Annotated in this window: 19 protein-coding genes; 8 read left to right on the top strand and 11 right to left on the bottom strand. The window is 69.9% G+C overall.

From position 1 onward, the window contains the following. Positions 1 to 153: 153 nt before the first annotated feature. Positions 154 to 1707, bottom strand: coding sequence for a sensor histidine kinase (locus tag ACFVYE_RS23740; RefSeq protein WP_389607281.1), 1554 nt, complete (start codon positions 1705 to 1707; stop codon positions 154 to 156). Positions 1708 to 1817: 110 nt separating this feature from the next. Between ACFVYE_RS23740 and ACFVYE_RS23745 the strand changes: the two genes are divergently transcribed. After that, a complete protein-coding gene (locus tag ACFVYE_RS23745) occupies positions 1818 to 2432 on the top strand; it encodes a DedA family protein (protein ID WP_389607283.1) in 615 nt (204 codons plus the stop codon). Positions 2433 to 2438: 6 nt separating this feature from the next. Here the strand turns inward: ACFVYE_RS23745 and ACFVYE_RS23750 are convergent, their stop codons facing one another. The 7 genes from ACFVYE_RS23750 to ACFVYE_RS23780 form a co-directional block, all read right to left on the bottom strand. Further along, positions 2439 to 3131, bottom strand: coding sequence for a response regulator (locus tag ACFVYE_RS23750; protein ID WP_383970656.1), 693 nt, complete (start codon positions 3129 to 3131; stop codon positions 2439 to 2441). 60 nt (positions 3132 to 3191) lie between these two features. Further along, a complete protein-coding gene (locus tag ACFVYE_RS23755; RefSeq protein ID WP_389607365.1) occupies positions 3192 to 4079 on the bottom strand; it encodes a PaaX family transcriptional regulator C-terminal domain-containing protein in 888 nt (295 codons plus the stop codon). A gap of 143 nt (positions 4080 to 4222) precedes the next feature. Further along, positions 4223 to 4690, bottom strand: coding sequence for a hypothetical protein (locus ACFVYE_RS23760; RefSeq protein WP_383970672.1), 468 nt, complete (start codon positions 4688 to 4690; stop codon positions 4223 to 4225). Positions 4691 to 4881: 191 nt separating this feature from the next. Continuing rightward, positions 4882 to 5163, bottom strand: a complete 282-nt coding sequence (locus ACFVYE_RS23765) for a hypothetical protein (protein WP_327274667.1) — start codon at positions 5161 to 5163, stop codon at positions 4882 to 4884. An 81-nt stretch (positions 5164 to 5244) separates the two neighbouring features. Continuing rightward, positions 5245 to 6276: an adhesin gene (locus ACFVYE_RS23770; protein ID WP_389607285.1), complete on the bottom strand. Its 1032-nt coding sequence runs from the start codon at positions 6274 to 6276 to the stop codon at positions 5245 to 5247. Positions 6277 to 6363: 87 nt separating this feature from the next. After that, a complete protein-coding gene (locus ACFVYE_RS23775; protein ID WP_383970650.1) occupies positions 6364 to 8220 on the bottom strand; it encodes an MFS transporter in 1857 nt (618 codons plus the stop codon). Positions 8221 to 8681: 461 nt separating this feature from the next. Beyond that, on the bottom strand, positions 8682 to 11219 hold the full coding sequence (locus ACFVYE_RS23780) for a serine hydrolase (protein ID WP_389607287.1): 2538 nt from the start codon (positions 11217 to 11219) through the stop codon (positions 8682 to 8684). Positions 11220 to 11383: 164 nt separating this feature from the next. Between ACFVYE_RS23780 and ACFVYE_RS23785 the strand changes: the two genes are divergently transcribed. From ACFVYE_RS23785 to ACFVYE_RS23795, 3 genes are all read left to right on the top strand, one after another. After that, on the top strand, positions 11384 to 12106 hold the full coding sequence (locus ACFVYE_RS23785) for a GPP34 family phosphoprotein (protein ID WP_093894223.1): 723 nt from the start codon (positions 11384 to 11386) through the stop codon (positions 12104 to 12106). Between the two features lie 216 nt (positions 12107 to 12322). Continuing rightward, positions 12323 to 13192: a helix-turn-helix domain-containing protein gene (locus tag ACFVYE_RS23790; protein WP_383970644.1), complete on the top strand. Its 870-nt coding sequence runs from the start codon at positions 12323 to 12325 to the stop codon at positions 13190 to 13192. A 224-nt stretch (positions 13193 to 13416) separates the two neighbouring features. Beyond that, positions 13417 to 13623 (top strand): DUF397 domain-containing protein, encoded by a 207-nt coding sequence (locus ACFVYE_RS23795; protein ID WP_383970641.1) that lies wholly within the window; start codon positions 13417 to 13419, stop codon positions 13621 to 13623. 161 nt (positions 13624 to 13784) lie between these two features. Here ACFVYE_RS23795 and ACFVYE_RS23800 read toward each other — a convergent pair whose 3' ends face one another. Continuing rightward, complete coding sequence (locus ACFVYE_RS23800; protein WP_389607290.1) at positions 13785 to 14624, bottom strand: hypothetical protein; 840 nt, start codon at positions 14622 to 14624, stop codon at positions 13785 to 13787. Positions 14625 to 14704: 80 nt separating this feature from the next. Here ACFVYE_RS23800 and ACFVYE_RS23805 point away from each other — a divergent pair, with 80 nt between their 5' ends. Together ACFVYE_RS23805 and ACFVYE_RS23810 are read left to right on the top strand one after the other, a co-directional pair. Then, positions 14705 to 15487, top strand: a complete 783-nt coding sequence (locus tag ACFVYE_RS23805) for an SDR family oxidoreductase (RefSeq protein WP_383970636.1) — start codon at positions 14705 to 14707, stop codon at positions 15485 to 15487. Between the two features lie 374 nt (positions 15488 to 15861). Beyond that, positions 15862 to 17433 (top strand): sodium:solute symporter family protein, encoded by a 1572-nt coding sequence (locus tag ACFVYE_RS23810; protein WP_383970633.1) that lies wholly within the window; start codon positions 15862 to 15864, stop codon positions 17431 to 17433. A gap of 88 nt (positions 17434 to 17521) precedes the next feature. On the opposite strand, the gene ACFVYE_RS23815 is transcribed toward ACFVYE_RS23810, so the two are convergent. After that, positions 17522 to 18637: an ADP-ribosylglycohydrolase family protein gene (locus tag ACFVYE_RS23815; RefSeq protein ID WP_389607292.1), complete on the bottom strand. Its 1116-nt coding sequence runs from the start codon at positions 18635 to 18637 to the stop codon at positions 17522 to 17524. Positions 18638 to 18827: 190 nt separating this feature from the next. On the opposite strand from ACFVYE_RS23815, the gene ACFVYE_RS23820 reads away from it, so the two are divergent. Beyond that, entirely contained in the window at positions 18828 to 19112 is a 285-nt protein-coding gene (locus ACFVYE_RS23820) for a hypothetical protein (RefSeq protein ID WP_383970627.1), read from the top strand. Further along, positions 19109 to 19507 carry a hypothetical protein gene (locus ACFVYE_RS23825; protein WP_383970625.1) on the top strand — a complete coding sequence of 133 codons (399 nt, stop codon included), beginning with the start codon at positions 19109 to 19111 and terminating at the stop codon, positions 19505 to 19507. The genes ACFVYE_RS23820 and ACFVYE_RS23825 overlap by 4 nt, the downstream gene beginning before the upstream one ends. Before the next feature lie 47 nt (positions 19508 to 19554). On the opposite strand, the gene ACFVYE_RS23830 is transcribed toward ACFVYE_RS23825, so the two are convergent. After that, entirely contained in the window at positions 19555 to 19920 is a 366-nt protein-coding gene (locus ACFVYE_RS23830; protein ID WP_383970622.1) for a hypothetical protein, read from the bottom strand. Between the last annotated feature and the right edge of the window lie 141 nt (positions 19921 to 20061).

Raw genomic sequence — 20061 nt, forward strand, 5'->3', positions numbered from 1 at the left:
TGCTGGTTGAGTGAGTCGAGGCGTGTCGTGGTGGTTCGGCTGTTGCTGCGGTCGATGCTCACGCGGAGCACGCCGCCGAAGGTCTTCGGTCCGAGGGGATGAAGGCCATGGAGCAGAGCACGGGCCGGCCTGCCCCCGGCTGACAGTCGGGCGTCACGGGGCGATCTCCACCATGTCCTTGTGGCTGAGGCGCCCGTCCGTGAAGCACAGCCGGTAAGCCGGGGTGAAGGTGTGCGGGCCGGTGCGGTAGAAGCGGCAGTTGTCCGAGTCCTGCGGGGCCGCGGGGGCCCCGTCGGGGGGCCGGTTGTCGTCGAGCTCGTAGTCGGGGAGCTGCGGCTCGATGTCGGACTCGGACGCGCCGGTGCGCAGCCGGTCGTAGACGTCCGTGTCGAGCACGGAGCGGTACGAGGTGTAGAGGTTGAAGCCGAACATGAGCACGCCGAGGACCGCGACGGCCGTGATCGGCACCCAGATCGCGGCGAGCGTGCCGCGGCGCACCTTGAGCCGGGCCAGGGCGAGTTCGCGCCGGGAGACGTTCTCGCTCGGTGGGGTGGGCTCGGCGCCCGGGGCGAGCGGGAGGCGCGCGGACACCTCGTAGCCGCCGGCCGAGGGGCCCGCCCGGAGGATGCCGCCGGCGAGTCGGACTCGTTCGTCGAGGCCCACGAGTCCGTATCCGCTGGGGCTCGGCCCCGGGTCCGGTCCCGGCCCGGGAAGTGGGGCCGGCGGCGGTGTTTCGTTGGTGACAGTGATCTCGACCGTCTCGGCCTGCCACACCAGCGTGACGGTGACGGGTGCGCCCGGAGCGTGCTTGGTGGCGTTGGTGAGTGCCTCCTGCACCACGCGGTGGACGGCCCGGTCGGCCATCGGTGGCAGAGGTCCGCCCGACCCTTCCCGTACGAGTTCCACGGCCATCCCCGAGGCCGCCGCCCGCGCCACCAGCGCCTCGACGGTGTCTCCGGCGGGAAGCACCGGCGCGCCCTCGCCGTCCATCCGCAGTACGCCGATGATCTCCCTCAGCTGCTGGGTGGCCGTCGCCGCCGCCTGCCGCAGCTCGCCCGCCGCCGCCCGCTCGTGCTCGCCGAGGCCGGGTGAGACCTGCAGGGCGGCGGCGCGCAGTGCGATGAGGCTGAGTTCGTGGCCCAGTGAATCGTGCATGTCCCCCGCGATCCGAGAGCGTTCACGCAGTCGCGTCCGGTCCGCGATCAGGGTCTGCTCGCTTTCCAGGCGCTCGGCCAACTCCCATCCGGTACGCACCAGTTCCGCGTACTGGCGCCGGTTGCGGCCGAGCAGCCACGGCAGTACGAGGGCGAAGAGCACGGTCGCGAGAAGAGTGAACCAGTCCCACAGTGTGACCCCGAGGACCGCGACCGGGACGAGACCGGCCACGGACGCCGTGCAGAAGAGAACCAGCGCGCCGCGCACCCCGTCGGTTCTGCGGCCCATCAGGAACGCCAGGGCCACCATGGCGAGGGTGAAGCTGTTCGTGAACAGCTCCACCGAGGCGACCAGGCTCATGGCCACCGGGACGGCCGGCGCGGCGACGGGCAGGCGACGGCTCAGCACCACCGCGACGCCGAGCAGTGGTACCCCGGCGATCCGCAGCCACAGCGGCACGTCGCCGCTGAGCAGCACCGGCAGCGCGATCACCACCCACAGCAACAGATCCGCCGCCCGCTCGCTGTCCACAAGACGCCTCAGCCTGTCCACGCCGATCACGCTACGCGGCGCCGCGCCGCCCGACACCCGACGAAAGTCGGTAGTGGCTGTTGCCGATCGTGCGCAGCCCCGGACCTGCGCCGATTCCTATGTTGGCTGCCATGAATGACGCGATCCTCCAGGCGGTCGAAGGCTTCGTCACCACACCGTGGGTGTATGTGGTGCTCTTCGGCATCGCCGCATTCGACGGATTCTTTCCCGTGGTCCCCAGCGAGACCCTGGTGATCACCCTGGGGGTCTTCGCGGCCTCGACCGGCGACCCCCATCTCTTCCTCGTGGTCCTTGTCGCCGCGCTCGGCGCCTTCACCGGCGATCACATCTCGTACGCCATAGGCCGCAAGTCGGGCAGCCGGATCCTCGCGCGGCTCAAGCCCGGCAGCCGCTCCCGCAGGGCGTACGAACGGGTCGGCAAGGTCCTCGACGAGCGCGGCGGCCTCGTCCTGGTGGTCGCCCGCTACATCCCCGGCGGGCGCACCGCCGCCACGCTCACCACCGGGGCCACCGGCTTCCCGCGCCGCTCCTTCACCCGCTACGACGCGGTCGCCGCGTCCACCTGGGCGCTCTACTCCGCCTGCCTCGGCTACCTCGGTGGTGCCGCCTTCGAGGACGAGCCGCTGCTCGGTGTCGCCCTCGGTCTCGGCCTGGCCTTCTCGATCACCGTGCTGCACGAGGCCGTACGGTACGTGCGCCGCCGACGCGCACCGCAGGGAGCATGACCGGGTTCAGTGGCCCTGGACGAGTCCCGCTTCGTAGGCGATCACCGCTGCCTGCACCCGGTTCCTGACGTCGAGCCGACTCAGGGCGGAGCTCACATACGCCTTCACCGTCCCCTCCACCACGTGCAGCCGCTCGCCGATCTCGGCATTCGACAGGCCCGCACCCACCAGCGCCAGCACCTCACGCTCGCGTGGGGTCAGCGCCGCGATGCGCTCCCGGGCGGCCGACTCCCGGGCGATACGGCCGCCGCGCACCTGGGCGATCACCTGGTGAGCGACCTGCGGCGACAGGAACGAGGCACCGCCGTGCACGGCCCGCACCGCCGCCATCAGGTCATACGGATCACCGGACTTGAGCAGAAAGCCGCTCGCACCGTTGTCGAGGGCCTCGGCGATGTACTCGTCCTCGGAGAACGTCGTGAGCATCACCACCGCGGTCTCCGGTACCGTCCGGCGCAACTCGGCCACGGCTCCGAGCCCGCCGAGCAGCGGCATCCGGATGTCGAGCAGCACCACATCCGGCCGGTGCAGCCTGGCCAGCTCGATGGCCTCGCGCCCGTCGCCCGCCTCGGCGACGATCTCGATGTCCGGGGCGGGCGCCAGAATGGCGCGGACACCGGCCCGCACGATGGCCTCGTCGTCGGCGAGGAGCACTCTGACCCGCTTTGCCGACGGGGCGTCCTGCGGCTCTTCTTCCATGCGGCAAGGCTACGGCCCGGGCCGGGCGCGCTGCGGCCGGCAGTGTGCGTGAGCGGGGCGTCAGTCGGCGGCCGGCGTCCGCAGCACGTCCCCGTACAGGCGGAACAGGCGCGGCATGGACGTGGAGGTGCCCTCTTCGGGCCGGGCCTGCAGAAGGCGGCTCCAGCAAGTGGCGGTGAGTTCTCGGGCCCGGCTGCCGGGCCAGGGCCGGGGAAGCAACTCGGGCGGCAGCAGCGGATCGGGCTCCATCGCGCGGGTGAACTCGGCCGCGAGCTCTACGGCCATGGTCAGTTGCCCGGTATCCGACAGCGCCTTGCCGCTCTCGATCTCGGCAAGGCAGGACTCGGCGAGACCGGCGAGCCGGTCGTACCGGTCCGCGATCTCCGCCAGCGGCCACAGAGCCGCCGCCAGGTCGCCCGGCTTGTCGACGGTGCCCATGCGCAGGTCATTGCTGGTGAGGAAGGTGACGGCGTCCAGGACGTCCAGGTGTCGCGCCTCGGCCTCGACGAAGTGCTCGATGGGGTTGGCGCTCACGTAGAAGCCGCCCTGGACAGGTGCGGCACCCAGACGGAGGAGGCTGTCACGCAGGGCGTCCCGGGCGGCTCGTCTGGCCTCGGGGACGGCGAAGGCGAACAAGTGCCAGGTGCCGTCCCACGGAGCCAGTCCATGGTCTTGGCGGTAGGCATGACGTACATGGGCGGTGTCCGGGGCGATGGAGCCCGTGGCGTCCCGGGTGGCCCGCAGCACGGCTTTGCGTCCACGGCCCTCGTGGGTGAACCGCCCCTCGGCAACAAGGCGTTTGATGCACAGCCTCACCTGCTGGTCGGTCATGCCGAGGATGCCGGCGACCGCGTAGAGCTCCCCTGCGTCCACCGTGCCGTCCCCTCGTACGAGGGCGTGCACCAGCAGGCGGGTCGGGACCTCCGCCCTGCCTCTTCCAGCGTTCATCGTTCCTCCCGGCTGTCCGCCACCGTGACCGGACGGTACATGGTCGTGACCGCCGAGAAGCCTGGGGATCAGGAACGGCGCGGCGGCCGTGCGGTGCAGGGCGGCGAAGGCGGCAGCCGGGGTGGTTGCCGTGGGGACGGGCGTCATGGCTTCGGGGTTCGGTCGGGCCGGGCCGGCCGGGAGGCGGATGCCCCGTCCGCCGCCAGGTGTCCCACGGAGTCCGCGTAGTACACCGACCCCTCGAGGTGGAAGGCGAGTTGGCGGAAGGTCCACCCTGTTCCGGGCGACTTGTCGAGCTGGTCGGGCGTCAGGGCGTCCAGGCGGTTCGCCCAGATCCTGGCCAGCCGGGTGAGCCGGCTGCGCGCCTCGTCGAGGTCGGCCTCGGTGAACAGGGCGAGGTCCGCCTCGGTGGTGGTCGCCGAGGCGTGCCAGTGGTCGGGCTGTGTCTCCTCTCCTGCGAGCCTGGCCTCCATCTCCGCGAGATGGTCGACCATGTGGTCGGCGACGCGGCGGATCGCCTTGTGCGGGGTGTAGATCCGGTCGTCGGCGGGGGCGGGGCGGCCGTCCCAGGCGGTCCAGGTCGCGGCGACGGCCAGGACGTGGTCGACCATGGCCGTCAGGATCTGCGCGGGGTCGCGGTCGTCCGTCGCCGGGGCGTCTTCGAGGATGTCGGGGGCGCCGAGGACATCGGGGGCGCCGGGTGCGTCGAGTACGTCCGGTGCGTGCTTCGTTTCCGTCATGGTCCGACGCTAGATCCGAGACGCTTCGGCCCCGGCCGAACCGTTCCGGCCCCTTGTCGGGTTCAGGACGACGTGACGTCCTTCGACCTCGGACGCCGGCCCGGTGAGGCGCAGTTCGGGCACCAGTAGCCCTCCTGCTGGATGAATATCCATCCGAGCTGCTCGATGTACGGGGAGGCAACGGTCGCACTGTGCAGCACATGGCCGAACAGGTCGGTCTCGATGTCCGGCGGTGGCTCCGCGATGACCAGGTCGAACACGGCTCGTGCCCGGCAGCCGCTGTGGTCGCACGCCAGGTAGAACCGCACGGGGCCGGGTGGCTCTCCGTCTGTGGTCAGGCTCATACGTCAACTATGGACGCAGAGTTGGCCCCGCGGTGGCGTTTCCCGGCCATCGAGCCGCCGGCCCCCGAACCCCGAACCGGATCAGCGGCAGGAGACCTTCAGCTGCGCCGCCGCGTGATGCGCGCCCACCCTCTCCTCGTCGCCCCAGTCCCGCCCCCGGTCGATCAGCTGCACGGCAAAGGTGTCGCCCTTGACCGGGTAGCTGCTCACCTCGACCTGGCTGCCCCGGTGCGCGATCTGGCGTACGGCGAAGCCCGTATAGGCGGAGTCCGCGTCGTCGGGGTCGGAGAGCACCCGGTAGAAGGTGGGGTCGCCGGCGACGTCGCGTGCGTGGGCGGTGCTCGGCACGAAGACGGTCAGGGCGCACTCCCGGTAGCCGTCGCCCAGGTGCCAGGACCAGGTGGCGGTGTTTCCCCGGTCCTCGTCCGGGCTGCCGGACATGGGTAGGGCACTGAACCCGCCGTCGCACGAACTGCCGCGGTAGCCACCCGAGTCGACCGTGTACCAGCCCTCGTCACCGTCCTCGTAGCGGCCGTGCTCGCGGTACTCGCCCGTTGTGCAGCCGGGGCCCGCCCACGCCGCGTACCGGTATCGGATGTTCCCCGGCGACCCGGCGGTACGGGACGGACCGGGCCGCTCGGTAGCGGTGGACGGGGAGGGGGACGCAGACGGGGTGGTGGCGGGCGGCGGGTCCGGGAACCCGGTGCCCGACGGGCCGATCCGGGTGGGGGCGCCGCCCCTGATGTCGTCCGGTGCCACCCCCGCGCGGCCCACCGCCTCCGTACGGCTGCCCTCACCGCCCGCCGGGGCGAGGAGCGTGACGGCCGCGGCCAGCGAACCGGTCAGCACCACGGCTCCCGCCAGCAGCAGCGCCTTGCGGCTGCGGGGCAGCGTGGATATCCGGCCCGCGAGCGTCTCACGGGCGATCCAGGAACCACCCGGCCCATTCGGATCGTCCGGGTCGTTCGAGCAACCGCGGCCGCCCCGATCTCCCCAGCCGCCCCGCCCGGGGCGACCGTCCCGTCCACCCGTGCGCGTCACCGAGCCGCAGCCGGGACAGGCCATTCCTGGCAGCGCGCCCCGTTGTTCACCGCCGCACCGTTGGCACCTCATGGCAGCACACCATGCCAGGGCATCGCGCCCGGAGGGAGGGATCGCGCACGATCGGCTCGCACCACCGCGCTGCGGCGGCGGCCGAATTCAGCGCAGTTCCTCCGGGCACGGCGTGCCGGGTGACAGCTGGTAGGGCGCGGCCAGCCGGTACACGCCCGGCCGCGGCGCGAGCAGTTCCGTCCACTCGTCGCCGTCCTCGTCCTCCTCGACCTTGTTCAGACAGCCGTTGGTGTTGACGAAGGTCCGCGGGCTGCTCTCGTCCGCGCGCTGCTTGGACTCCTCGGTCTCCTGCGGCCGCTCCACGCTCTCGCCCTTGTCGTCGACCAGGGCGAGCCAGCGCGAGTACGGGATACGGATCAGGATCCGGCCGGCCGTCTCCACATGGATGGTCAGCTCACCCGCACCTGCCCGGTCCACCGTGGCCGGCGGATCGGCCAGCGGCACCGGACTGTCGACCTCGAAGAGCTGCCAGTTGGCGTCCGACCAGACCGGCTTCAGATACGGCAGCCCCTGGTCGACCAGCTCCGCCTCCTGCACCGCGCCGGTGGAGTCCGGTGTCCCCTTGGGCAGCACCACGTAGTGCACCGCCCAGCGGTCGAGCCACTCGCGGTAGCTGGCGCTGTTCAGGGTGTCGTCGTAGAAGAGCGGGTTGCGCTCCATGTCCGCCTGGCGGTTCCAGCCACGGGCCAGATTGACGTACGGCGCGAGCGCGGACGCCTCCCGGTGGCTGCTCGCGGGCACGACCTCGACCCTGCCGCGCTCGGCGCCGACCTCCTGCATCTCATTGACGAGCGGGGCCAGCTCGCGCGTCCAGGAGGCGGTGGGAGCGGTCCGGACGATGTCGTCGACGCCCTTGAAGCCGATCCAGAAGTTCAGCCCGACGAACGCGAGAACCAGCGCGTACCAGCGCCGGGAGCGCGGCTTCGTGTACGGCAGCGCGGCGAGCAGCACCACACCGGCGAACAGCATCGCCATCCGCGTGACGTTCGAGCCGATCTGCGAGTCGACCACATAGGTCAGCAGCGTCCCGACGCCGTACACACCGGCCGCGGTACGGACCGTCTTCCAGTCGCGCGGTACGAGGACGAAGACGAGGACCGCGAAGAGGAACGGCAGCGACAGGGTCGCGATCGACATCGGCTGCGTACCGGAGAAGGGGAACAGCCACGCGGACAGCGCCACGACCGCGACCGGGGCCAGGCCCAGCGCGTACGCCCCGGGGCGCCGCTTGTTCAGGAAGAGCGCGGCGGCGACCACCCCCAGGAACAGTCCGGCCACGGGGCTGCCCGCCGTCGCGAGCCCGGCGAGCGGGGCGGCGACGGCCGCCTTCGCCCACCTCCTACGGGGGGCGCAGCGACAGCTGCTCCGGTGGAGCCGGTGCTCGCACCGGAGGTGGGGCCAGCAGAACACTGCGGCCACCGCACCCACCGCGAACATCATGCCGAGCCCGAACGTCACCCGCCCGGACAGCGCGTTGCACAGATACGCGAACACCCCGGCGAGCGAGCAGGCGAGCGGATTGCGGACGGCCCGCACCCGGACCAGGATCAGCGCGGTCAGCGCCGACGACACGGTCCCGGCGACCATCATCGTCGTACGCACGCCGAGCACCGACATCAGATAGGGCGACACGACGCTGTACGAGACGGGGTGCATGCCCCCGTACCAGGCGAGGTTGTATGCCGTACCGGGGTGCCGGCCGACGAATTCGGCCCAGGCGTCCTGGGCCGCGAGGTCGCCGCCGCTGTTCGCGAAGAAGAAGAACCAGAGAAGGTGGGAGATCGCGGCAATCGCCGTGGTCAGCAGGACCGGATGACGGCGGCACTGTTCCTTGAGACCGACGACCCGACTGCCGCCGTCCGGCGCGGAACCCGGTGCCGAGCCCCCCGCAGGGTCTGCAAGGCCCGTACTGCGCTTCGCCCGTTTCGGCTCAGCAGTGGTCACTGCGACTCTCCCCGTCTCGCCCGGACGTGTCGGAACCGACGGTGCTCTGCGCGGGCCTCATGGGCCAGAAGACGCGTTCCGGGGTCCACGCGTTGTTTCCGGGACGCTAGCACGCACCGTTTCACTGTTCGAAAGAGGTCGTACGGAACAGGTCATTCCAAAGCGGGCGGGCTGCCGCATCAGTCACCCGCGTGGAGGCCGGGCTCCATGCAGGGCGGCGCAACCCAGTACGACCACGGCTCCCGCACCGCGTACGCCGGGCCGGTGCGACTGGCCGCAGACGGCAAGTGCGTGAAGCGGGGAGGCGTGTTCGGCAGCGATGAGTCATGGACAGTGGCTGGAGCCGCTGCGGCTGACCGGTACACCGTCAGCTCCCAGGACAGACCTGTGCCCCGCAGCGCTTGCCGCGCTGCGGGGCACGGGCGTGACCCGGATGTCGAGCCGTACGCCAATCTGCTCGGTCAGCCGATTCGCATCATCTTCTCGCCGAAGGTCGGGGCCTCCAGATCCTGCTGAAGGGCCACGGGGGCGCTGACCTTGCCGGTCCCCGTCCCCACGGTGACCACGCCCACCTCTGTGCCCGCTGCCGCGCTGTTCGGGATGTCCTTGCCGTTGCCCGTCACCGAAAGTTCGACCTTGAGGCCCGGCCAGCCCATCGCCTTCAGGCTCTTCGTGGCGACCACCGGAGTCCTGCCGCCGTACCCGTCGTCCACGTACCCGACGACGTCGCCCTTCTTGACGACCCTGGCGGAGGTGACGGTCTTCTGCACGTCCTGAATCAGCTTGAGACTCTTGTTCAGCGACTGCTCAAGACTGTCGTAGACCCGGCCGGTTCCGGCCTGCTGGCCCATGACGGCACCGTAGATCCAGAGCTTCTTGCCATCCACGATCGTGTTGGCGGACCAGAGCAGGTTGCCGCCCGCCGGGGTGGAGGAGCCCGTCTTGATGCCGCTCACACCGGGCTGCAGCAGGATGGTGTTGTTGTTGTAGATCTTGCCGTCGATGCCGTCGATCTCGACCTCGGGCGTATCGACAATCTCCCGGAACACCTCGTTCTGCATAACCGCCTTGGCCAGCTTGAGCTGATCGGTCGCGGTGGACACCGTGGTCTTCTCCAGACCGCTCGGGTCCGTGTACGTGGTGCTGGTCATCCCGAGCGCCTTGGCCGCGTCGTTCATCTTTGTCACGAAGGCGGCTTCACTGCCCGAGTCCCAACGGGCGAAGAGCCGCGCCGCGTTGTTCCCGGAGGGGATCATCAACAGCTGGAGCAGCTGCTTCTCGGTGAGCCGCTGCCCCTTCTGCAGCGGAGCCGTCGACTCGTCCGGACGCTTGGACTCGTCCTCCGCCTTCTGGTCGACAGTGATCTTCTCGCCGTTGTCCTTGGCGGTGAGGGGGTGCTCCTTGAGAATCACGTACGCCGTCATGACCTTGGCGACGCTGGCGATCGGCGCGGGCTTCTGAGCCCCGTCAGTACCGAGGGATCCGACACCGTCCACCACCACCGCGGACTGACCCTGACCCGGCCAGGCCAGGTTCGGCGCACCCCCCTCGAAGGTGTACGTCGGGTCGGCCGAGAGCTTGAGGGCGGGCGTCGGCAGCGGGCGCACCATCTGCGCGATCGCAAAGACGATCAGCAGCAGGAAGACCAGCGGGGTCCAGATCTTGACCCGGCGGACGGCGGTGCGGACCGGCGTCTGAGGCGGCGGAGGCGTGTTCGTCAGCTCGGCCAGCAGGTCGAGCGGCGGCTTGGGCGGCATCGGCTGCTGCGTGGTCCGCTCGGCTCCGGAGAGGGAGACGGCGGGCGGCGGGGTGCCGGGCGTCGAGGCGGCGACGGCTGCCGGCGCCTCGGGCTTGCGGGGCGCAGGTGCGGGCGCCGGCCGTGCGTCGTCCCCGCGCAGAGGTACGAACTTGCTGGTCCGCTCGGCGGCGGACTCGGGCTTCGACGCCGAGTCCGAATCCGGCTTCGAGGCGGGCGAGACGATCTTCAGCGCGGTCGTCGGCTGGTCGACCTTGGCCGCGGCGGGCGCCCTGAAGACGGCCGTCGGCTGATCGATTCCGCGCTTGCCCTCGGCGGTGTCCGGCTTGTCCGGCTTGCCTGCCTTGTTGTCCGCGTCGGCGGTGTCCTCGGCGTCCGCTTCTGAAGCTTCGGCGCCTTCGCTGTCTTCGGCGCCTTCCGCGTCCTCGGATGCGTCATCGGACGGCCCGTCTGCGGCGTCGGCATCGGCATCGGCATCGGCATCGTTCGACGCGGTCGCCTTGCCCGAGGCTCCATCGGCCGGAACGACCGGCTCGGGCGCAACGTCCTCCGCCACGGGGTCGGCATCCACGTCGTCGCCCACTTCCGCGTCGGGCGCGGTCTCGTCCTCGGACGTGGCGGCCTTCGCGTCGTCGTCGCCCTTCGAGCCCTCGTCGCTCTGGTCGTCGTCCTTCGCCACCCACGCAGCGACCGCCGCACGCAGCCGCGCGTCACCCTCCCCGGGCGCAGCGGCATCGGCGGGCTCGACGGCGTCCACGTCCTCCGAGGACTCGACGGCGTCCACGCTCTCCACGCTCTCCACGTCCTTCGAGGTCTCGGCGGCCCCGGAGGACTCAGAGGCCCCTTCCGGGCCCTCAGTGGCCTCCTCCGCCCCCTTGGCGGCCTCAGCGCCTTCAGTGTCCGAGGAGTCCTCCTGGGCCCCGGAGGCCTCCGGCCGCTCCGAGCCCCGGCCGTCCTCGCCGTCCTCGCCGTCTCCGGACGGCCGCGCCCGGAAGACGGCCGTCGCCGTATCCGTCTTGCCGCTCTCGGCGCCCTCGCCGTCGCCCGACGGGACCGGCCCCGTGCGGGAAACGGCCGTCGCCGCGTCCGTCCCGCCGCCGGCTTCGGCCTCGGCGGACGGTTCGCGGAAGACCGCAAGCCGCGGATCACTCTCGCTCCGAGCCGTCCCCGACGACTTCTGCTGCTTCGACCTGTCGGGGGACTCGCCCGCCACCGATGCCTCCTCCATGCGGCGCGGGGACATCCCCGCGCTGTCCGAACCATCTACCAGTGTCCTGTGTGAACCACCGGCCCGGCTGCTAGACGAGAACGACATACCTACTGGTTCCCGAACAAAGCGCCCAGGCGCCCTCGACAGACCAATGTGAGAGGGGTCACCCTGTCATTCATCCACGCGGGGAGGCATGGATGGGCAGGAGCCGCAGAACAATTCCGGAGGAGCTTCTGCTGCTCGCTCTGGACCCGGCCACGGGTACCACAGCGCAGCCGCAGTCGCTCGACCTCGGCCTCGCCGGAGCTCAGCTAGTGGAGCTGGCTCTGGCAGGACGGATAGCCCCTGACGGGGATCGTATCGCCGTGGTGATGCCACGGCCGACAGGAGATCCGACTCTGGACTCCGCACTGGAACTGCTGCGCCGACGCGGCAGCCCGGTTCGGGCGGTCCACTGGATTGGCGGGCCCCGGCTGGGGCTGCGCCAGATCTACCTCGCTCATCTGGAGCGATGCGGCATGGTGCATGCCGTGGCGGGCCAGATGTGCGGAGTGCTGCCGACAACTCGCTACCAGGCGACGGACACGGCAATCAGCCGGGACATCAGATCCAGGCTGGACAGTGCGATCCGCACCGGCGTACCGCCGGACCCGCGGACCGCGGCGCTCGCCGCACTGGCCCACGCGGTCGGACTCGGCAAGCACCTGTATCCCGGGAACGAGGGGCGTTCATCGCGCTCCCGGCTCCGGGACCTGATCAGACACGACCCGATGGGCGGACTCGTGGCGCATGCCGTGATGGACGTCCAGAACGGGGCGGTCGCACAGCCGCGCCGTAACCAGGCGGCCGGAGTGCCGTTGCAACCGCAAGTGCAGTCGCAGTCACGCCGCGGCAGCATGGCACACACCGCGGCCCACTAGGACCGCACACGCACCGCAGCACCGCAGCACCAACCGAATACCGCCGCACCGTCGTCCCCAAGACCCGGTTCGGGAGCCGCACCAAGCGCGGGGCAGCCGGAATCATGGCTGCCCCGCGCGCCTGCGTGTCGCCATTTCCCAGCGCGGCCGGGGGCATGGGTGGCAATCTGCTCAGCAGTAGATACGCACAGCTACATAGCCGGAGGTGCCGTTTCCGTGCCGTCCAACGTCAATCCCACCGTCAGGCGACGCCGGTTGGGCCAGGAATTGCGCCGACTGCGCGAGCTCAAGGGCATGACGGCCGAGGAGGTGGCGGAGCGGCTGCTGGTCTCGCAGTCGAAGATCAGCCGCCTGGAGAACGGCCGCCGCTCCATCAGCCAGCGCGATGTACGTGATCTCTGCGGGGTGTACGAGGTCGAGGATCACCGGATCGTCGACTCGCTCATGCAGATGGCCAAGGACTCGCGCCAGCAGGGCTGGTGGCACGCCTTCGGCGACATCCCGTACAGCGTCTACATCGGCCTGGAGACCGATGCCGAATCGCTGCGGGTGTACGAACCCCAGGTGGTCCCGGGCCTGTTGCAGACCCGGAGCTACGCCGAGTCGCTGATCCACGGCGCGTTGCCGGAGGCCCCGACTGCAGACATCGACAAGCGCGTCAGCGTCCGGGCCCGCCGCCAGGACCGGATCACCTCCCTTGAGCATCCGCTGCGGCTGTGGGCGGTGATCGACGAGTCCGCGCTGCACCGGCTGGTCGGCGGCAAGCAGGTGATGATCGAGCAGTTGGAGCAGCTGGTCGAGCTGTCGCACCTGCCGCATGTGACCGTGCAGGTGCTGCCGTTCGAGATGGGCGCGCATCCCGGCATCAACGGGCAGTACGCCATCTTGGAATTCCCGGACGCCGCGGACTCCAGTGTCGTCTATATCGAGGGCGTCACCAGCGACCTCTATCTGGAGAAAGCCAATGATGTGCAGCGGTACAGCGTCATGTACGAGCACCTGCGGGCACAAGCACTGAATGTGGAGCAGACCCGGCACTTCATCAGCGACATCGCGAAGGAGTACGCCGGACGCTCGGGCACGTAAAACCGGACAGCCCACAAAGTCCGGTATGCGGGAAATGGAGCGATGTTATGGGAGGGGCGGCGGTAAGGTACACCGCCGCCCACCCACAATGGAAGACCTTGATGGCATAGACCATCCGGTCGAGTGAATGCCCCCTTCACTCAAGAGCCTTGACGAGTAGCGTCGATCACGCCAACCGGAACTCTGTTGGTGTCTTTCACACGACTCTCTGAACCGGAGTGAACATGGCCATTCGTCAGGGTGCTACCGACAAGTGGACGAAGTCCTCGTATTCCGGGGGCAACGGCGCCTGCGTCGAAGTCAAGTCCCCTCTCGCGCAGGCTATTGCCGTACGCGACTCGAAGGCCCCCGAGGGCCCTTCGATCACGTTCGTCCCCGCAGCGTGGAACGCCTTCGTACGTGACGTCGGCCAGGGTGCCGTCGACGCCTGACCGATACTTTCCACCGTTCGCATCGCAGCATCGATTCCGGTGCTGCCGGTAGCCCTCTCGACTGGTCCGCCGTCCTGGCCGAGGGGGCTCGATGCCTGACCCTGAGAATGCCCGACCGGGAAATCCCGAACGGGAAATACCTGCCCCGGAGAGCCGGGCTCTCAGCGCAACCGGTCGACATGGAGATCGGTGCCGGGCACGGTCGGGATGAACGGCGCCACCAGCTCCACCCGCCCCAGGCCGGATTCCTCGACCATCGCGTCGAGCCCGGTGAAATGCCCGCCCCAACAGTCCCGCGGGTCCTCCTGGAGGAACCAGAGCAGGGTCAGCCGGGTGTCGACGCCCTCGACCTGCTTCACATAGGTCATCCGGTCGCCCGGCAGCGGCGTGGGGCGGAAGACGGTCACCATCGCCGCCGGGGAGCCGCCCAGCCGCTTCGGCAGGTGCCGCGAGCGCAGCCATTCCAGCAACTCGGCCCGCTGCTCCGCCCCTTCGGCGTCGATCACCTGAAGGACCAGCCCGCGGTACGGGTGGTCGAGTGCGTGGAAGTCCCGGGGCCCCGCGGCGCCGTCCCGGTAGACCGTCGCCTCGTGGTCCTGGAACGACGTGAACACATGGGTGCGGTCCTGGTAGACCCGGCCGTCCCGGTTCAGCCGCTTGTTGATCCCGACGGTCCACTTCATGTGGTCGTCGTAACGCCCGTCCGTCACCCAGTACGTCGACAGATAGCAGCCGGCGCCGACCGGTCGGGCGACCGCGGACTTCTCCGGGTAGCGCAGCTCCTGGAGCTCCCGGGTGGCCACCCAGCGCCGCCCGGCGAACATCCAGGGCATCGCCATCGCGCCTGCGTAGTAGTGGTCGTCCTCGTACCAGCGGTTGTACGCGTACTCATGGCCCGGGTGCGGTTCGACCATGGTGATCAGCGCGTGGCCGGGATGGACTCCGTACGGTCCCAGCGCGGCCAGTTCGGCGTACGTATCACTCCGTGTCTCGTCGCTCATGCCGTTCCCCTTCCGTACTCCGCAGCGGCGTCCTACTCTGACGCCCCGTCAGAAGAACTGCCAGAGCCGGGAGGCCACCGATGTTGCTCGCGGGGAAGACCGTCATCGTGTCCGGGGTGGGCGCCGGGCTCGGGCACCAGGTCGCGGCGACGGTCGTACGGGACGGCGGCAGCGCGGTGCTCGGGGCGCGTACCGCCGCCAATCTCGCCAAGTCGGCTGCGGAGATCGACCCGGAAGGCCGGCACACCGCTCATCTGGCCACCGACATCACGGACGAGGCGCAGTGCGAGGCGCTCGCCGCACTGGCGCTGGAGCGGTTCGGACGGATTGACGCGGTGGTCCATGTCGCCGCCTGGGACAGCTACTTCGGCGGGATCGAGGACGCCGACTTCGCCACCTGGCAGTCGGTCATCGACATCAATCTGCTCGGCACGCTACGGATGACCCGCGCCTGCCTGCCCGGCCTCAAGGAGCGGGGCGGCTCGGTGGTCGTCATCGGCACGCAGTCCTCGGTGGCCGCACCGTCCCAGGTGCAGCAGGCGGCGTACGCGGCCTCGAAGGGGGCGCTCACCTCGGCGATGTACTCCATGGCGCGGGAGTTCGGCCCGTACCGGATCCGGGTGAACACGGTGCTGCCCGGCTGGATGTGGGGTCCGCCGGTGCAGGCGTACGTACAGTTCACGGCGCAAACCGAGGGTGTGCCCGAATCCGAGGTGCTGGGCAGGCTCACCGAGCGCATGGCGCTTCCGGACCTCGCCACGGACGGGGATGTGGCCGAGGCCGCCGCGTTCCTGGCCTCGGACCGGGCGCGGGCGATCACCGGGCAGTCCCTGCTGGTCAACGCCGGCGAGCTGATGCGGTAGGGCAGGTTCGCAGGACCGGTTCACAAGACCGGTTCGCAATGCCAGTTCTCCTCCTTCTCGGCCGCACGGGACCCGCATCCCGTGCGGTCTTTCTGTGCTCCTCGGTACTCCCGATGCTCTGCACAGCCTGACGAAGTGCCCGCTCATCGTGTGGCCGCCGTCACGTTCGCGACAACGCTTACGTGAGTCAAGAACAAGCAAAATCGTTCGACTTACTGATCGGCGTTCACATCTCTGATCGCGAAAAACCTTGACCGGGGGACCGGGCAGGCGGTTCAATCCCCGAAGTCCCCGCTCCCGCACGGGGGCCCCGCTGAGCGGCCGTACTGACGAAGTGCGTAACCGTTCATAAGGCGGACCCCAGGAGGGGGCACATGAACAGTCTCGACTGGGTCGTGCTCATCGGCTACTTCGGCGTGATGATCGCGATCGGACTCTGGTCCCACAAGCGTGTGGACAACGTCAGCGACTTCTTCACGGCCGGCGGCAAGATGCCGTGGTGGCTGTCCGGCATCTCGCACCACATGTCCGGCTACAGCGCGGTGATGTTCACCGGTTACGCCGGTATCGCGTACCAGTTCGGCGTCACGTCCTTCGTGACCTGGTCACTGCCGATCGCCATCGGCATCGGCATCGGCGCCCAGCTCTTCGCACCGCGGCTCAACCGGCTGCGCTCGCGACTGCACGTCGCCTCGCCGCTCGAATACCTCAAGAACCGCTACAACATCCCGACGCAGCAGGCGCTCGCCTGGTCGGGCCTGCTGCTGAAGATCGTGGACGTCGGCGCCAAGTGGGCGGCCATCGCCACCCTGCTCTCCGTCTTCACCGGCATCTCGATCACGCAGGGCATCTTCATCACCGGCTGCATCACCGCCGTCTACTGCACGGTCGGTGGCCTGTGGGCCGACGCGCTCACGGAACTCGGGCAGTTCATCATCCAGCTCTTCGCCGGTATCGCGATGCTCGTCACCGCCATGGCCAAGCTGGACGGTTTCAGCACCCTGTGGACGGTCTGGGACAAGCTGCCCGAGGGCCACACCGACCCGACGGCCGGCCCGTACACCGTGACCTTCCTGCTGGCGTATCTCTTCATCAAGACCTTCGAGTACAACGGCGGCATGTGGAACCAGGCCCAGCGCTACATGGCCACGGACTCCGCCGCCTCGGCCAAGCGCTCGGCACGGCTCTCCGCCGTTCTGTGGCTGGTCTGGCCGACGGTCCTGTTCTTCCCGATGTGGTGCGCCCCGCTGCTGGTCCACGCACAGAAGCCGGACGCCTCCGACAGCTACGCCCTGATGACCGAGCAGCTGCTGCCGCACGGTCTGCTGGGTCTGGTCGTCGTCGGCTTCTTCTCGCACACGATGGCCATGTGCTCCTCGGACGCCAACGCCATCGCGGCGGTCTTCACCCGGGACATCGCCCCGGTCCTCTCGAAGGCGGCCCGCACCTGGAGCAGCCGCACCGGTCTGCTGGCGGCCCGAGTGTCCACGCTCGGCTTCCTCGGTCTGTCGATGGCGCTGGCCACCCAGATCAACTCGCCGACGTTCAAGGACATCATCTCCGTCGTCATCAAGTGGGTGGCCGGTCTGATGGGTCCGATCGCGATCCCGTTCATGCTGGGCCTGCTGCGCAGGTTCCGTAAGTCGGGTCCGACGGCGGCGCTCGTCAGCTGGGCGGCGGGCCTGCTGGCGTTCTACTTCACCAACTACAACTTCGACGGTTCGGTGAAGACGGATGTCGCGCTCCAGTACCAGGTGGCGCTGCCGCTGGCGATCTCGCTGGTGCTCTACATCGCGATCGGCTTCATCAAGCCGGAGGACACCCCGGAGCGCGACGCGATCATCGAGCAGATCAACTCGGACGGTGACGGCACGGGCGCCGCGGTTCCGGCGCAGGCGCAAGCCGGTTCCGGGGACGCCGCCGTCACGGAGGGCGTGAAGGACTGACGCTCACAGCCGCACGGAAAAGAGCCGAGGGGCGTGGTACGGACGCGGCGGCGTCCGCACCCCGCCCCTCCCTCCTGTTTCCGGGGTCTCAGCCGCGCGGATAGCGGGTCAGCCAGCCCGGTGCGGCGGCCGACGGGCTGTGCAGGGCGGGGCCCTGCGTCATCTCCATCGCGAAGTCGTCGGCGAGTTCCAGCACGGTGGCCCGGCCCTCCAGCTCGGCGAGCCAGGCCGGCGGCAGCGCGGTCTCGCCGTGCAGCGCGCCGAGCAGCGCCCCGCACAGGGCCCCGGTGGCCGCGGAAGGTCCGCCGTGGTTGACGGCCAGCCGCAGCCCGTGCCGCACGTCCTCGCCGACCAGGGCGCAGTACACGGCGACGGCGAGGACTTCCTCGGCGGCGTCCGTGGCACCCAGCGACTCGATCAGGGCCGGTCCCGGAATGCCCTGGCGCACGGTGCCGAGGGCCCGCTTCAGCGCCTCGGTGACCGGTTCATGCCCCGGGCGCTCGACGAGCAGGGCCAGGGCGTGCTGGACGGAGCCGTCCAGGGTCTCGCCGCGGGCCAGCCCGTGCACCATGACGGCGAGGGCTCCCGCGGAGAGCAGGGCGGTGGGGTGGCCGTGGGTCTGGGCGGCACATTCGACGGCCAGTTGGAGGACGAGCTGGGGCTCCCAGCCGACGAGCAGTCCGAACGGGGCGGACCGGGTGAGGGCGGCCGAGTCCCGTGCGGTGGGGTTCTTGGGCTTGTCGAGCGTGCCCATGGTGGTGTCGCCGAGGCCGGTGAGGCATTCCCGGGTGGGGGCGCGGCGGGCGTAGAGCCACTCCTGCTGGGCGAGCCAGCCGTTGTCCTTGCGGCGCTCGTCGGGCCCCCAGTCGTGCTGGGTGGCCGCCCAGCGCAGATGGGCCCGGTGCACATCGGTGGGCGGGTGCCAGGCGCCGGTGTCGCGGCGGACCTGGGCGCGGATCAGCCCGTCGACGGTGAACAGGTTGAGCTGGGTGACGGCGGTGATGGTGCCGCGTCCGCCGTGCGCGGGTACGAAGTCGGTGACGGCCTCGGCGCCGTGGGCCGCCCGGATCTCTTCGAGCGTGAGCCCGTCGACACCCGCGCCGAGCGCGTCTCCGACGGCCCCGCCCAGCAGAGCGCCGCGCACCCGGCTGCGGAAGTCCTGCTGCTCGGCACGGCCCCAGACAGCTGTGGTCCCTGTGCTCACCGTGCCCCTTCCCCGTCGGCCCGACCGGTGCGACTGCGCAGCACTGTAATCGAATGGGAACGGTGAGCTGTGGGGCTGAACCGTATGTACGGAGTAGATCCTGCGATCACTTTTGAACGGTATCCTCCGGTGATTTCCGGGTCCTGGAGCAGCAGCCACCCATGAGCCGTAGTGGCTCTATAGTGAATCTATGGCTACTACGACCATTCAGGTGCCTAAAGAGACGCGCGACCACCTCGCCCAGTTGGCCAAGGAACGCGGGCTGAGCCTGGGCCAGCTCGTCGATCAGCTGGCCGCCCAACAGCCCACCGCGGCCCAGATCGCCGAACGTGTCGCCGCTACCCGCAAAGTGCTGCGTGACCGCATGGGCTGCACCCTGACCGATGAGGAGTTCGATCACGGGCCGGACGTCCTGGCCAACGTGTATGCGATGGCAGCCGAGAAAATGCACGCCCGACGGAACACCGCCGCGTGATCATCCTCGACACGAGCGCGGTGTCGGCACTCGCACAGGGACATCGCGCCCTGCACCACCTCGCCGGCAATGTCGCCGCCACACCGGGCGACTGGCTGCACATCCCCGCCCTCTGCCTCATGCACGCCGAGGCGGACGACGAGGGGCTCGCGCGCAGCGTGCTCGCCCTCCCAGGCGTCCTGGTCGATCCGCTCGATCAGACCGCGGCGGCCACGGTCGGTGGGATGGTCCGGGACGGGTGGGGCAGCGCCGACATCTGTCACGCGCTGTACGTCGCGACTCCGCATCAGGAAAGCGGCGGCATGTCGATCATCCTGACGGGCTGCGAGGGCGACTATCCCCCCGGCATCCTCACGGTCGACATCGACTCGCCCGGCATGCTGGGCTTTCACTGAGCCTCGGCTCTGGTTCCGGCCCGCCGTCGTCCGCGCGTCCTCAGCCGTCAGACGTCGGCCACGACCTCGCGGAGGACTTCGTCGGTGACGGGACCGCTCCGGTCGACAGTCCCTCCGTCGGTGGCGCAGGGCTCGTCCCGAATGCGCGCACCCCTGCTCTCCGCGACCCGGAGCACTTCGCGCAGTGACTCGATGGCCCTGGTGAGCGCGAACCTGACCGCGAACTCACCGGCCGCCTGGTCGACGAGCACGGCCTCGGCTCCTGCCACGACCGCCTCCCCGCAGTCGAGTTGTTCGTCCTCCACCTCGTCGGCCAGCCGGGAGAGCCTGCTGTGGGGGTTGTCCGTGCTGAGGTAGCAGGGCCTGCCTTCGGCGGACGTCCAGGGGAGCAGACGGAGCGGGGCATCGGCCATGGCGGTTCCTTACGGCGGGGATCGGGTGGGGGAACGGCCCGGAGGGGTGGTGATGACCGTTCGTGCCCTCATGGTCACTCCCGCAGCCCTACGCTCGGCAGAGGCACGCGATTGCCTGTGAACGGGACAACAGGGAGGGGC

Origin of the sequence: Streptomyces sp. NPDC058239 (assembly GCF_042882185.1) — a bacterium.
Lineage (GTDB): Bacteria > Actinomycetota > Actinomycetes > Streptomycetales > Streptomycetaceae > Streptomyces.